The organism is Phenylobacterium sp. (genome assembly GCF_036821595.1).
In the GTDB taxonomy this organism is placed as follows: Bacteria; Pseudomonadota; Alphaproteobacteria; order Caulobacterales; family Caulobacteraceae; genus Phenylobacterium.
In genome coordinates this window covers 95120-109152 of the sequence record NZ_DAISJG010000003.1, presented here as the reverse complement: position 1 = coordinate 109152, position 14033 = coordinate 95120, and the positions used below count along the sequence as shown (strand labels likewise).

Below are 14033 nucleotides of genomic sequence, written 5' to 3'. Positions count from 1 at the left end.
CCGCCCGCGGGTGGGCCGTTGTCTTGAGCTCCGCCGCCGGCCTGGCCCAGGGGGCCGCCGCCGGCCAGCCCGGGCGGTCCGCCCGCGGGTGGGCCATTGCCTTGAGCTCCGCCGCCGGCCTGACCCGGAGGGCCGCCGCCGGCCAGCCCGGGCGGCCCGCCCGCGGGTGGGCCGTCGCCTTGAGCTCCGCCGCCGGCCTGGCCCGGAGGCCCGCCGCCAGCCAGTCCGGGCGGTCCGCCCGCGGGTGGGCCATTGCCTTGAGCTCCGCCGCCGGCCTGGCCCGGAGGCCCGCCGCCGGTCAGGCCGGGCGGTCCGCCCGCGGGCGGGCCGGCGCCTTGCGAGGTGTTGCCGGCGAGACCGGGAGGTCCGCCGGAAGCGAGGCCGGGAGGCGCGCCGGCCGCAAGTCCGGGCGGTCCGGCTTCCGGGGGACCGCCGCCCTGCGATCCGCCGCCGGTCCAGGCCGGAGGTCCGCCGCCGCTGTCGGCGGGAGGTCCCCCACCGGGCGATCCGACGCCGGCCCAGGGGGGAGGTCCGCCGCCCGGCGATCCGACGCCGGCGGGCTCGCCGCCGCCCGCGCCAGGGGGTGCGCCGCCGCTCAGGCCGGGCGGCCCGCCTTCGGGAGATCCCGCGCCCGGCGGTCCGCCGCCGCCGCCGCCCTGTCCGGGCGGCCCGCCTTCCGGCGGTCCGCCGCCGCGACCGTTCTGGGCGAGCGCCGCGCCGCCCGCCGCGAAGACCACGGCCGCGCCCAGCAGGAGGGCGGCGCGCAGGGGCGGACGGGGGGCGCGCGGCTTCCGCATCTGTCGCAAGCTCCGATGGCTCCGCCCGGGGACGAGAGCGTTGGACTTCTTTAGACCTAAACGGATGAAACAGCCGATCCGGTTCGTTTCACCCCTGACGAAGGCGAGTCCTTGACGGACATCCGTGGCCAGATCGTCGCGCTGCTGCCGCGCCTGCGCCGTCTGGCGCGGGTGTTGACGCGGGACACAGCTGACGCCGACGACCTGGTGCAGCTGACGGTCGAGCGCGCCCTGGTGCGGAAGGGCCAGTGGCAGCCGGGGACGCGCCTCGACAGTTGGATGTTCCGGATCATGAAGAACGCCTGGATCGACGAGAGCCGCGCCCGGAAGCGCCGCGGGGCGGTGTTCGTCCCCGAGGAGGACGGCGCCCAGGCAGGCGAGGACGGCGCCGGCGCCATGGAGGCCCGGCTCGGCGCACGTGACGTCGAGCGGGCGATCGCCCGGCTGCCCGAGGACCAGCGCCTCGCCGTCGCCCTGGTGCTGGTGGAGGGGCTTTCCTACCGCGAGGCGGCGGAGGTCCTGGAGGTGCCCCAGGGCACCCTGACGAGCCGGCTGTTCCGGGGGCGGGCCGCCTTGATGACCGAATTGCAGGAGACCCCGCGATGAGCCGGGAAGAACGCCTTATCGCCTATGTGGACGGCGAACTCTCCGCCGCCGACCGCACGCTGTTCGAGGCGGAACTGGCGGCCGACCCGAGCCTCGCCGCCCAGGTGGAGCAGCAGCGCCGGCTGCGCGAGCGGATCGCCGCCGCCTATGCCCCGGTGATCGGGGAGCAGGTTCCCGAGCGTCTGGCGGCGGCCGCGACGGCGGCCAACGACCGCGGCGGATTCCGGCCGATGCACTGGGCGGCCGTCGCCGCAAGTCTGGTGGTCGGCGCGCTGCTGGGCTTCGCCGCGCCGCACGAGCGCGGTGGGCTGACGGTTCGCGACGGAGTGGTGACGGCCCGCGCCGACCTGGCCGACGCTCTGGACCGGCGGCTGGCCAGCGACGGGGGCCCGATTCGCGTGGGGCTCAGCTTCCGCGATGCGCAGGGCGCCTACTGCCGCACCTTCCAGAGCGGGCCCGACGGGCTGGCGGGCCTCGCCTGCCGCGAGGATGGCCGCTGGGTGGCCCGCACGACCACCGCCTGGGCGGCGGCGCGCTCGCCGGAGTACCGGACGGCCGGGGCGGACATTCCGCCCGCGGTGCTGGCCTCGGTGGACGAGCTGATCGCCGGCGAGCCCCTCGACGCCGCCGCGGAGCGGGCGGCGAGGGACGGGAACTGGACGCCCTAGACGGCTCCACCATTGCGGTGATAGCGGTAACAGCGGGCCGCCGGCAGAGCGGCGCGAGGAAACCGCATGCCGACGCTCAAGGCGCTCCGCTGGTGGATCATCGGCCTGGTCATGCTGGGCGCGATCATCAACTACCTGACCCGCGCGACCATGGGCGTGGCCGCGCCCACCCTGATGGCCGACCTCGACATCACCGTCGAACAGTACGGCTGGATCACCAGCGCCTTCCAGCTCGGGATCATGCTGCAGCCGGTCTGCGGCTATGTGCTGGATTCCATCGGCCTGAAGCACGGCTTCGCGATCTTCGCGGGCGCCTGGTCGCTGATCTCCATGGCCCATGCGCTGGCCGGAAGCTGGCAGGGCTTCGCGGTCCTGCGCGGCCTCCTGGGCCTGGCGGAGGGCTCCGCCCAGCCGGCCGGCATGAAGGCCGTGGCGACCTGGTTCCCGGCCAGGGAACGGGGCCTGGCGGGCGGGATGTTCAACATCGGCGCCTCGCTGGGCGCCATGCTGGCGCCGCCGCTGACGGTCTGGGCCATCCTCACCTGGAACTGGCGCGCCGCCTTCGTGATCACCGGCGCCCTGGGGCTGGTGTGGGTCGTCCTGTGGCTCTGGTTCTACCAGTCCCCGGAGCGGCACAGGGCGCTCTCGCCCGCCGAGCGCGAACGGATCGCCGGCGGCCAGGAGGCGCACCTCGAGGGCGACGGCGGCCGGCCTTCGATCCTCAGGCTGCTCGCCCAGCGCAACTTCTGGGGCATAGCCCTGCCGAGGTTCCTGGCCGACCCGACCTGGGGGACGCTGTCCTTCTGGGTGCCGCTCTACCTGACCACCACCCGCGGCTTCGACCTCAAGCAGATCGCCATGTTCGCCTGGCTGCCGTTCGTGGCGGCCGACCTCGGCTGCCTGTTCGGCCCGGCGGTGGTGCTGTGGCTGCAGAAGCGCGGCGTCAGCCTGATCAACGCCCGCCGCGGAGCCTTCACCCTGGGCGCCCTGATGATGACCGGGATGATGTTCGTGGGCCGGGTGGAGAGCCCCTACGTCGCCATCGCGCTGCTCTGCCTGGGCGGCTTCGCCCACCAGACCCTGTCGGTCACCGTCATCACCATGTCGTCCGACCTGTTCCGCCGGAGCGAGGTGGCCACGGTGGCGGGGATGGCGGGGACCATGGGCAACCTCGGCGTGCTGATCTTCTCCCTGCTGATCGGCGGTATGGTGGCGATCGTCGGCTACGACCCGTTCTTCATCGCCCTCGGCGTCCTCGACCTCGTAGGCGCGGCGGTGCTCTGGACCCTGGTCCGCGACCCGGGCCGCATCGCCCGGCCGGTCCTGCAGATCCCCAATCCCTGACCATGACCGCCGCCGTGATCCGCAATCCGATCCTGCCGGGCTTCAATCCCGACCCGTCCATCGTGCGGGTGGGGGAGGACTTCTACGTCGCCACCTCCACCTTCGAGTGGTTTCCCGGCGTGCAGATCCACCACTCGCGGGACCTCGTGAACTGGCGGCTGCTGACCCGGCCGCTGCGGCGCGCCAGCCAGCTCAACATGCTGGGCGACCCGGATTCCTGCGGCGTCTGGGCGCCGTGCCTGACCCATGCCGACGGCCTCTTCTGGCTGATCTATACCGATGTGAAGCGCTACGGCCGCACGACCGTGGGCGGGGCCTCGGGCGCCTCGCTGCGCGACTTCCACAACTACCTGGTGACCTCGCCGAAGATCGATGGAGAGTGGTCGGACCCCATCTACATGAACGCCAGCGGCTTCGACCCCTCGCTGTTCCACGACGACGACGGCCGCAAGTGGTTCGTCAACCAGCTCTGGGACCACCGGCCCGCCCGCAACCGCTTCGCCGGCATCGTTCTGCAGGAATACTCCCACGAGGCCCGCGCCCTGGTCGGCGAGCGCAAGGTGATCTTCGAGGGCACGGCGCTGGGCCTCACCGAGGCGCCTCACCTCTACAAGCGCGACGGCTGGTACCACCTGGTCACCGCCGAGGGCGGCACCGGCTGGAACCACGCCGTGACCATGGCCCGGTCGCGGACGATCGATGGTCCCTACGAACTGCACCCGGACCGGTACGTGCTGAGCGCCCGTCACCGGCCGGACTCACCCCTGCAGCGGGCCGGACACGCCGACCTCGTGGAAACCGCGGACGGGCGGACCTACGCCGTCTACCTGTGCGGCCGGCCGCTGCCCAACCGCGGCCGCTGCGTCCTGGGCCGCGAGACGGCGATCCAGGAGATGGCCTGGGGCGAGGACGGCTGGCTGCGCACCACGGACGGCGAGGGGATTCCCCAGTTCGAGGTCCCGGCGCCGGACCTGCCGCCGCATCCCTGGCCCGCCGCGCCGGCGCGCGCGGACTTCGACGCGCCGGAGTTGCCCATCGACTTCCAGTGGCTGCGCTCCCCCTGGCCCGACGAGCTGTTCAGCCTCACGGAGCGGCCCGGCTTCCTGCGCCTGTTCGGCCGCGAATCGATCGGCAGCGTGTTCCGCCAGGCTCTGGTGGCGCGCCGCCAGCAGGCCTTCTGCTACGGCGCCGCCACGCTCATGGAGTTCGAGCCGGAGCACTTCCAGCAGGCGGCAGGGCTGGTCTGCTACTACGGCGGGACGAAGTTCCACTACCTGCACGTCACCCACGACGCGGAGTGGGGCCGCTGCCTGCAGGTGATGTCGGCGCTGCCGGACCAGGCGCAGGGCGACGCCTTCACCCGCCCGGTGCCAGTCCCGCCGGGCCCGATCGAGCTTCGCGTGGAGGTGGACTACGAGCGCCTGCGCTTCGGCTGGCGGATGGCAGGCGGTCCTTGGGCGTGGCTGCCGGAACAGTTCGACGCCTCGGTCCTCTCGGATGAGGCCACGCAGCCGGGCCTGCCCAACTTCACCGGCGCCTTCGTGGGCGTCGCCTGCCAGGACACCTCCGGCGCGCGCAAGCCGGCGGACTTCGACTGGTTCGACTACCAGGAGCGGCCCTACCGCCCCGATCCCACGGCGCCCTGACATGCGAAAGGCCGCCCCATCGCTGGAGCGGCCTTTCCATAGTCGGACCGCAGAGCGGCGCCGGACCTATGCCAAGCAATGACTTAGGCGCGGACCCCACGAGCGGAGGTCCAGGTCACGGTCACCGAGCTACGGCTTTCACTATGAGACACTGGATCACCTCCTTTCAGCTGTTGAACAGGGAAGTCCAATATGGGTCGCGCCGGTGCGCGGCGCAAACGCGGCCGTGCGGAATTTGGCGGACGCGTCAGCCTGCCGCGGTGGAGAGCATCCGGACCGCGGAGGTGCTCTCCTCAAGGCTCGGCCGGCGGCGGAGCTCCTGGACGGGACGGTCCAGCTTGTCGAGCGCCTCGTTCATCGCCCGGTACCCCTCGGCCACCGCCGGCTCGTAGGCGGCGAAGTCGCGGATTTCCACCCGTCCGACCTCGGGCATGACCAGCACGTCGGTCGCCTCGCGCGCGGCGATCAGGTCGCGGCCCGAGGAGACCGTCGCCGCCCGCATCAGGAGGGAGACGATGGGCGGGCCCTTGCGCCACTGGCCCGAGAGCAGCCATCGCCAGGCGCTTTCCGGCCGGGCCACGTCGTCGGCCGTGATGCTGCGCCCGCCGGTGACGTCGACGCCGACGATGGGGCCGAGCTGGGAGGCCCGCATCACGTCGGCCGGGAAGTTCTTCAGCACCGCCCCGTCGACCAGCACATTGTTGTCCTCGGTGGCCGGCGGCAGCACGCCCGGCAGCGAGATGGTCGCCCTGAGCGCCTGCCGCAGCAGGCCGCGCCGGTGCATGTGGTAGGCCCCCGTCGTGAGGTTCGACGACAGGCAGAAGAAGGGCAGCCATAGGTCGGCGATCTGCGTGTCGCCGAAGTGGTGCGCCAGCCGGGCGGACACCTTCTCGCCGCGCGTCATGGCCAGGATCGGCAGGGCCATGTCGTCCAGCGGGCTGGAGTTGACGAAGGCCTCCTGGATGCGCCGGTGCAGCTCCTCGTCGTCCCAGCCCATGGCCAGGCCCGCGGCGACGATCGCGCCCATGGAGACCCCGCCCACGAAGTCGATGGGCACGTTGCGCTCCCGCAGCGCCCGGACCGCGCCGACATGGGCGTAGGCCCGCGCGCCGCCTCCCGAGAGCACCAGGCCCACCGACTGGCCGGTGAGCACCCGGGCCAGCCGCTGCACGTCCCCGTCGTGGTCGCGGCGCATGTGGAACAGCCGCGCCGGCTGGACCGCGTCCGTCCAGGCCTCGGAGCCTTCGGGCGCCTTCACCGTGGCCGGCTGCACGAGGATCAGGTCCACGAGCTGCTGGGCCTGCAGCGGCGCGGCGAGATAGGCGTTGGGGGTCACCTTCGGCGGCTTGCGGTCGCCGCGGCCCACGCGGAACAGCCGGTCCACCTGGCGGGAGACGACCTGGCGCCAGCCGACGTCGGTGGTCTCCGCCACGTAGAGGACGAAGTCGTGGGTGCGCTCCACCTCGGAGAACCACTCCGTGGGCGCGCTGGCGGCCTCGGAGCCCACGCAGGTGGCGGAGTAGTCGAGCCTTGCGATCTCCAGCGCCAGCCGCTCGACCAGCGGCCGCAGCAGTCCGGGCTGGCCCACCGGCACGAAGCCGAAGACGGAGGGTTCGCCCATGGTCCCGCGGTTGTGCGCCTGGCGGGTGCGCAGGATCATCAAGCGGGCGAGCTCGGTCATCACCGAGGCGTCCGCCTCGCAGGCCTCGAAGAAGGCCTCGCGCGGCAGGGCGAAGATCTCGGAGTCGCGCAGGGCGACCACGTCGGCGGAATGCGGCGCCCCGGCGATGAGGGCCATCTCGCCGGCCGGCTCGCCGGGACGGATCACCCCCAGGAACTGCGGCTCGTGCCCCTCGTCGCGGCGGAACGCCCCGAGCCGTCCCGCCCGGACGAAGTAGAGCTGGTCGGCCGGATCGCCCGCCGCGTAGAGGATCTGGCCGCCGGGCAGGGAGAACCAGGTGGCGTCGCCCTGCGCCCGCTCCTGGCTGAAGAGCCGGGCCAGCGCCGAATCATCGGGGATTTCAGGAAGCCTCGCCACGGATGCGGAGCCTAGCGCCCGCCGCGCGCCCTCGCTATGGCTTCGCCGTAGCCGCGACCTTCCGCCCCCGGCGGCGTTAGGGGCGGGAAGGGCGTACGAGGAGACCCGCCATGACCAATCCGATCGTCGATCCGCTCGTCGAGGTTCCCGACACCAGCGCCACCTCGAACCTGGTGGACATCGACGCCACGGTCGAAGGCGCGGTCACCGTCACCCTCAACCGGCCGCAGCGGAAGAACGCGTTCGACGCCGACCTGATCTCGGCCATGGAGGAGGCGTTCCGCACCCTGGCCGGCGCCGAGGGCGTGCGGGTGGTCTTCGTGCGCGGCGCGGGCGGCACGTTCAGCGCCGGCGCCGACCTGGAGTGGATGCGCGCGGCCGCCGACCGGTCCGAGAGCGACAATCGGGCCGACGCCATGGACTTGGCGGTCATGCTCAAGCAGCTCTGGGACATTCCGGCGCTCACCGTCGCGCTCGTGGAGGGCGGCGCGTTCGGCGGCGGCGCGGGCGTGGCGGCGGCCTGCGACCTGGCCGTGGCCACGGCCGACGCGAAGTTCAGCTTCTCCGAGGCGCGGCTGGGCCTCGTCCCGGCCACCATCAGCCCCTACGTCATCCAGGCCATCGGCCCGCGCCAGGCGCGCGGCCTGTTCGCCACCGCCCGGGTGTTCGACGCGGTCTGCGCCGAGAGGATCGGCCTGGTCACCGAGGTGGTGGCCGACGCCGCGGCCCTCGACGCCGCGCGCGACCGGATCGCCCGCGAGATCATGGCCTGCGGTCCCCTGGCCGTAGCCGGGGCCAAGGAACTGGTCTCCGACGTGTACGGCCGCCCCATCGACCACGACCTGATGGACCTGACCGCCCACCGCATCGCCGCGGCCCGGGTCGGCCCGGAAGGCCAGGAGGGGGTTCGCGCCTTCCTCGAGCGCCGCCGGCCCGCCTGGGCCGAGCCGGTCGCGGAGTGAGGCCCGGCGCCGCACTGGCCATCCGCCGCGCGCGGTCCTAATCGTCAGGGCATGGCCCTGCACATGATCAAGCTCTGCGTCGGCGCGGACACCATCGAGGACCTGCTGGACTGGCGGCGCAGCCACTACGCGCCCGGCCAGCCCTGGACGCTCCGCACCCGCCAGACGCCGAAGCGCGGGGCCGAGATGGTCGACGGCGGCTCGCTCTACCGGGTGTTCAAGGGCGTCATCCTCTGCCGCCAGCGGATCCTGGCGGTGAACACCGTGGGGGAGGGCGTCAACGCCCGCTGCGAGGTCACGCTCGACGAGGAGATCGTGCGCGTGGCTCCGACCCCGCGCCGCGCCTTCCAGGGCTGGCGCTATCTCGAGGTGAAGGACGCGCCGGAGGACCTGGCGGCGGACGCCTTCGGCGAGGCGCCGCCCGAGCTCGCCCGCCAGCTCCGGGAACTCGGCGCCTGGTAGGAAAGACGAAGCGGGCCCCCTTGTCGGGAGGGGGCCCGCTGAGCTCCCGAACGGGGTCGTCCGGCCGGACCCGTACCCGTCAGGAGCCTCTGTCCGCTTGGCCGTGGGAATCCCGGCCTAGTGGAACAGCCAGTCGGAGGCGGTGAGGCTCGAAGGCGCCACGCCGTCCAGGGTGGTGATGGTGGTCGGCCAAAGATTGGCCGAGCCGTGGCCGTCCTGGTCGAATTTCACGATCGTGCCGCCGGCCCCGTCGCTCTCGAACCGCACATAGCCGTCCGCCAGCGGGTCGGAGCCCGTGTAGCCGGCCTGGGCGAACAGCGGCCGCAGGTCGAGGATGTCCGCGCCCGGCGTGAAGTCGGCCACGCGGCCGGCGTTCCAGGGCAGGGCGTCGAACATGAAGTGGTCCGCGCCGTCTCCGCCGATCAGGCGGTCGGGGCCCTGGCCGGCGTCGAGGGTGTCGTTGCCGGCCCCGCCGGTCAGGGTCTCGCCGTAGCCGGTGGAGACCAGGGAGAGGCCCGCGACCACGGGCGGCGACGGCGGCGCGGGCGGGGCCGGCGCGGCCGTCGGCTGGCCGTTGAACACCTGGGCGGCGGTGAGGCCGCTCGGCGAGACGCCCTCCAGGGTGACGATGGCATAGGCCCAGGGATTGGCCGAGTCGGCCCCGTCCACGTCCAGCATCACCTTCGTGCCGCCCGCGCCGTCGCTCTCGAACCGGACGTAGCCGTCCGCCACCGGATCCGCGCCCGTGTAGCCGCCGAGGTACAGCAGGGAGACGTCCAGCTTGTCGACGCCCACCTGGAAGTCGGCGATGCGGCCGGCGTTCCAGGGCAGGCCGTTGAAGGCGAAGGTGTCGGCGCCCGCGCCGCCGACCAGCCGGTCGGGGCCCTGGCCCGCGTTCAGGGTGTCGTCACCGGCGCCGCCGGTCAGCGTGTCGGCGTACTGGGTGGAGGTCAGGACCACACCCGGCGTGCCCGTCACCGGCGGCGGTTCCGACGGCGGCGGCTCGCTCCCGGCGGGCGCGCCGTTGAACACCTGGGCGGCGGTCAGGCCCGTCGGCGAGACGCCGGCCAGGGTGACCACGTGGTAGGCCCACGGATGGGCCGAGCCGGCCGCGTCCACGTCCAGCATCACCTTCACGCCGCCGGCGCCGTCGCTCTCGAACCGGACGTAGCCGTCCGCCACCGGGTCCGCGCCCGCGTAGCCGCCGGCGTAGAGGGCCGAGAGGTCGAGCCTGTCGACGCCGACCTGGAAGTCGGTGATCTTGCCCGCGTTCCACGGCATTGCCTGGAAGGCGAAGGTGTCGGCGCCCGCGCCGCCCGACATCTGGTCGGGGCCCTGGCCGCCGTTGATGGTGTCGCGGCCCGCGCCGCCCGTCAGGGTGTCGGCGTACTGCGAGGAGGTCAGGACCACGCCGTCGGCGCCCGTGCCGGCGCCCGGATCGGTGACCGGCGGCGGCGTGGTGGGCTGGGTCGTGGTCGGCGGGCTGGTGGTCGGCGGCGTCGTGGTCGAGCCGTCGCCCAGCTCATAGGCGCGGATGTAGTCGATCTTCATCTCGGCCGGCAGATGGCCGTCGGTGATGGCTCCACCCCAGCCGCCGAGGGCGAGGTTGGCGATCATGAACATCGGCTTGTGCATGTCGGCGGGGGTGTCCTGGCGGAACACCTCGACGCCGTCGACGTACCAGACGATCTCCGTGGCCGTCCAAAGGGCGCCGTAGGTGTGGAAGCCGTCGGTGGTGTCGGGGGTGAACGACAGCATGCCGTTCGAGGAGTGTCCGCCGAGCCCCGAATGTTCGGTCGTCCAGGTGCCGCGCGGGTCGGAGGTCAGCACCTCCATGACGTCCAGTTCCGGCGGCCAGGAGCCGTCGGCCGGGATCAGCCAGAAGGCCGGCCAGGCGCCGGCGGCGTCCGGCAGGTCGGCGCGCATCTCGAAGTAGCCGTAGGTCTGGGCATGGCTCTCCTTCGTGGAGATGAAGCCCGAGGTGTAGCCGTAGCCGAAGATCTCCGCGTTCGTGGACGGCCGCGCCCAGATCGACAGGGTGCCGTCGGCGTTGGAGACGAAGGGGCTCTCCGAGAAGTCGCCAGCGTGCCCGCGGAAGTAGGGCGAGGTGTAGATCTGCTTCTCGTTGTTGGACATCAGGGTGTAGCTGCCCGTGCCCTGTTCGCCCTGGTAGCCGAAGTCCGGCCGCCACACGCCCGTCGGGTTGCTTTCGGCGTCCCACAGCGACAGCGGGCCGGAGAACTCGTCGGCGAAGGTCTGGGCGCCCAGCGAGCCCATGTCGAGCTGCAGCTGGAAGTTCGAGGCGGTGAACTGGCCCACCGTCGCGCCGCGGAAGATCAGGCCGTCGCCGTCGCCCAGGTCGAGCTTCACGTCGGCGCCGATCTGGGTCAGGCGCGCCTGGACCTCGGCGAAGCTGGTGAAGCTGGCCTTCAGCCGGACCACGTCCTCGGCGGCGCTGAAGTCCTGGATGACGTCGTTGCCCTCGCCCTTGTAGACGATGAAGGTGTCGCGCCCCGCGCCGCCGACCAGGACGTCCTGGCCCTTGCCGCCGTAGAGCTGCTGCGCGCCGGCGCCGCCCTCGATGACGTTGTCCAGCGCATTGCCCGCGCCGTAGGTCTGGTCGCCGCCGACGTAGACGTTCTCGAAGTTGGCGTAGTCGTCGAGATAGATGCTCTGCCAGCCGGCGATCTTGTCGACGCCGCCGCCCGCCAGTTCGGTGACGGTGAACTGGCCCTTCAGGGCCTGCAGCCAGTAGGTGTCGTCGCCGGCGCCGCCGATGGCGGTGTCGCCCACGCCCAGCCAGAGCGAGTTGGCTTGGGCGTTGCCCATAAGCGTCTCTGCGGCGTCCGTCCCCCAGAAATCGGACGCAGGCGCGGCGGTCTCGGCGGCGCGGACGCCGTCGTACTTGAAGTAGGCCATCTTGTACTTTTCCCGTCTCTCGAAGGCGGGCCCGACCCCGCCGCCGTCGCTTCGGCCCCGACAGCCTTGCGACGGGTTGAAAGCTAGCGGCGACGAGCTTTCCGAACCCTTGTCAAAGTTGTCGCAGACCGTGGCCGTAGGCGGGGTTGACAGACACTGGTCGTGGCGTTCCCGAAGATCTGAAAACATGCTCCACTACAGTGGAGCCTGTTCGATAGACACCTGTAAGCGCGAATGAAATCCGGAAACAGGCGCTGCTGTAACCATTATGAACGGCAGATATACAAGCTCTGCCGTAGTCTTCGTCTTCGTGGCGATCTGGAGCGCTGCTGTGGCGCCTTGTCACAGCCTAGGTGTGCGCGGGCGCCGCAGGGGAGGGTGCGACGTGTGCGGCGGGCCGACGCGCCCTGCCGCGACGCGGCGCCGCGGAACGCTGTTATGCGCCGAAGATCCAGCCGTCGCCGAGCGATGCGAGCTGCACGCCTTCCAGCACAAGCTGGTCGCCAGGACCCATGGTGACGACCACGTCGGCGCCGACCTGGGCCACCGAATAGGCGGTCCCGGGGTCGAGCTGCACCCGGTCGCCCTCGGCGAACCGGAAGTCGGTGACGCGGTCGAGTCCCGCGCCCGTGAAGCTGTGGAAGACGTCCGCCCCGGCGCCGCCGGTGACCGTGTCGTCGCCCCGGTCGCCGGACAGCCAGTCGTTCCCGCCCTGGCCGAACAGCCGGTCGTCGCCCTGGCCGCCGCGAATCAGGTCCGCGCCTTCGCCGCCGTCGCACCAGTCGTCGCCGATGTTGCCGTAGACGATGTCGTCGCCGTCATCGCCGCTCAGGAGGTCGGCGTCCTTGCCGCCCACCACCCAGTCGTCCCCCGCGCCGCCGGAGACGGTGTCGTCGCCCGCGTTGCCGTGCAGGTCGTCGAAGGCCTCGCCGCCGGACAGCCGGTCCATGCCCGAGCCGCCCCGCAGGATGTCCTTTCCGGACCCGCCGGTGAGCAGGTCGTTGCCGGAGCCGCCCTGCAGGCTGTCGCCGCCTGCCTTGGCCACCAGGGCGCGGTCCGGATCCACCGGGACGCCCCCGCCCACAGACCCGCCGCCGCTGCCCGCTCCACCGCTGCTGCCTCCGCCGCCGCCCGAGGGCGGGGCAGGGAGCTGGTAGGCGCGGATGTAGTCGATGCGCATCTCGGCCGGCAGGTCGCCGTCGTCGATCGTCCCGCCCCAGCCGCCCAGGGCCAGGTTGGCGATCATGAACATCGGCTTGTGCATGTCGGCCGGCGTTGCGGCGCGGAACACCTCGGCGCCGTCGATGTACCAGACGATCTCGGTGGCGGTCCAAAGGGCGCCGTAGGTGTGGAAGCCGTCGGCGGTCTCGGGGACGTAGTGCTGCCGGCCCTCGGAGGTGTGCCCGCCCAGGCCCGAATGCTTGGTCGTCCAGGCGGCGTTCGGGTCGGAGGTCAGCGCCTCCATGACATCCAGCTCCGGCGGCCAGGAGCCGTCCACCGGGAGCAGCCAGAAGGCCGGCCAGGCGCCGGCGGCGTCCGGCAGGTCGGCGCGCATCTCGAAGTAGCCATAGGTCTGGCTGAACGAGGCCTGGGTGCTCAGCAGTCCCGAGGTGTAGCCGTAGCCGAAGATCTCGGGGTTCGAGGACGGCCGCGCCCAGATCGAGACCGTGCCGTCGCCGTTCACCGCGAACGGCGTCTCGGCGAAGTCGCCCGCGTGGTCGCGGAAGTAGGGCGAGGTGTAGATCTGCTTCTCGTCGTTCGAGACGAGGGTGTAGCTGCCGACCCCTTGCGTCCCCTGGTAGCCGTACTCGGTGCGCCAGGTCCCGGCCGGCGCGCTCTCGGGGTCGCGCAGCGACAGGCCGTCGAAGTCGTCGGCGAAGGTCTGGGTGAAGCCGGTGAGGTCGAGCCCCAGCTTGAAGTTCGCCGCGGTGAGCTGGCCCACGGTGAGGTTGCGGAACATCAGCCCCTCGCCGCCGCCCAGGTCGAGCTTCACGTCGCCGCCCACCTGGCTCAGGCGGGCCTGCACCTCGGCGAAGCTGGTGAAGCCCGCCCGCAGCCGCACCACGTCCTGGGCCGGACTGAAGTCCTGAATGACGTCGTTGCCCTCGCCCTTCACGACGATGAAAACGTCGGCGCCCGGGCCGCCGACCAGCACGTCCTGGCCGCCCCCGCCGTAGAGCTGCTGGGCGCCGTCGCCGCCCTCGATGACGTTGTCGAGGCCGTTGCCGGCTCCATAGATCCCGTCGAGGCCGACGAAGAGGTTCTCGATGTGGGCGAAGTTCTCGAGCGACAGGTTCTGCCAGCCGGCCAGCCGGTCGACGCCGCCGTCGGCCTGCTCCACGACCTCCAGCCGGTGGTGCAGGGCCTGCAGCCAGTAGGTGTCGTCGCCAGCGCCGCCCTGCATCCGGTCGCCGTCGGCGCCCCAGAAAGACTCGGCCGCGGCCGTGCCGCTCATGGTCTCAGCGCCGGCCTGGCCGTAGAAATCGGCGGTGGGCGGGCTGGTGACGCTCGCAGGCGTGCCGTCGTACTTGAGATAGGCCATTGCCGCAGGTCCGCCCGACACCCTCGTCGCAGGCGGCAACCGTAGCGGT

Annotated in this window: 9 protein-coding genes; 6 read left to right on the top strand and 3 right to left on the bottom strand. The window is 72.3% G+C overall.

The features are described 5' to 3' along the window. The first annotated feature begins 908 nt into the window (after positions 1–908). The 4 genes from V7Z97_RS03055 (at position 909) to V7Z97_RS03040 (ending at position 5061) form a co-directional block, all read left to right on the top strand. Positions 909–1403: an RNA polymerase sigma factor gene (locus tag V7Z97_RS03055; protein WP_334161350.1), complete on the top strand. Its 495-nt coding sequence runs from the start codon at positions 909–911 to the stop codon at positions 1401–1403. Next, positions 1400–2071, top strand: a complete 672-nt coding sequence (locus tag V7Z97_RS03050) for an anti-sigma factor family protein (RefSeq protein WP_334161349.1) — start codon at positions 1400–1402, stop codon at positions 2069–2071. The genes V7Z97_RS03055 and V7Z97_RS03050 overlap by 4 nt, the downstream gene beginning before the upstream one ends. Positions 2072–2137: 66 nt before the next feature. Then, on the top strand, positions 2138–3415 hold the full coding sequence (locus tag V7Z97_RS03045; RefSeq protein ID WP_334161348.1) for an MFS transporter: 1278 nt from the start codon (positions 2138–2140) through the stop codon (positions 3413–3415). Positions 3416–3417: 2 nt separating this feature from the next. Next, positions 3418–5061 carry a glycoside hydrolase family 43 protein gene (locus tag V7Z97_RS03040; protein ID WP_334161346.1) on the top strand — a complete coding sequence of 548 codons (1644 nt, stop codon included), beginning with the start codon at positions 3418–3420 and terminating at the stop codon, positions 5059–5061. 247 nt (positions 5062–5308) lie between these two features. Here the strand turns inward: V7Z97_RS03040 and V7Z97_RS03035 are convergent, their stop codons facing one another. Next, on the bottom strand, positions 5309–7099 hold the full coding sequence (locus V7Z97_RS03035) for a patatin-like phospholipase family protein (protein ID WP_334161344.1): 1791 nt from the start codon (positions 7097–7099) through the stop codon (positions 5309–5311). A gap of 110 nt (positions 7100–7209) precedes the next feature. Here V7Z97_RS03035 and V7Z97_RS03030 point away from each other — a divergent pair, with 110 nt between their 5' ends. Further along, positions 7210–8061 carry an enoyl-CoA hydratase-related protein gene (locus tag V7Z97_RS03030; protein WP_334161343.1) on the top strand — a complete coding sequence of 284 codons (852 nt, stop codon included), beginning with the start codon at positions 7210–7212 and terminating at the stop codon, positions 8059–8061. Between the two features lie 51 nt (positions 8062–8112). Further along, a complete protein-coding gene (locus V7Z97_RS03025; protein WP_334161342.1) occupies positions 8113–8523 on the top strand; it encodes a DUF1489 family protein in 411 nt (136 codons plus the stop codon). A gap of 117 nt (positions 8524–8640) precedes the next feature. Here V7Z97_RS03025 and V7Z97_RS03020 read toward each other — a convergent pair whose 3' ends face one another. Continuing rightward, a complete protein-coding gene (locus V7Z97_RS03020) occupies positions 8641–11442 on the bottom strand; it encodes a family 16 glycosylhydrolase (RefSeq protein ID WP_334161341.1) in 2802 nt (933 codons plus the stop codon). A gap of 436 nt (positions 11443–11878) precedes the next feature. Continuing rightward, positions 11879–13984, bottom strand: a complete 2106-nt coding sequence (locus V7Z97_RS03015) for a family 16 glycosylhydrolase (RefSeq protein ID WP_334161340.1) — start codon at positions 13982–13984, stop codon at positions 11879–11881. Positions 13985–14033: the final 49 nt, after the last annotated feature.

Excerpts from the sequence above, each read along its gene's own strand:
- V7Z97_RS03045 (WP_334161348.1), top strand. The coding sequence starts at position 2,138 with ATGCCGACGCTCAAGGCGCTCCGCTGGTGGATCATCGGCCTGGTCATG.
- V7Z97_RS03050 (WP_334161349.1), top strand. The coding sequence starts at position 1,400 with ATGAGCCGGGAAGAACGCCTTATCGCCTATGTGGACGGCGAACTCTCC.
- V7Z97_RS03040 (WP_334161346.1), top strand. The coding sequence starts at position 3,418 with ATGACCGCCGCCGTGATCCGCAATCCGATCCTGCCGGGCTTCAATCCC.
- V7Z97_RS03015 (WP_334161340.1), bottom strand. The coding sequence starts at position 13,984 with ATGGCCTATCTCAAGTACGACGGCACGCCTGCGAGCGTCACCAGCCCG.
- V7Z97_RS03020 (WP_334161341.1), bottom strand. The coding sequence starts at position 11,442 with ATGGCCTACTTCAAGTACGACGGCGTCCGCGCCGCCGAGACCGCCGCG.
- V7Z97_RS03030 (WP_334161343.1), top strand. The coding sequence starts at position 7,210 with ATGACCAATCCGATCGTCGATCCGCTCGTCGAGGTTCCCGACACCAGC.
- V7Z97_RS03025 (WP_334161342.1), top strand. The coding sequence starts at position 8,113 with ATGGCCCTGCACATGATCAAGCTCTGCGTCGGCGCGGACACCATCGAG.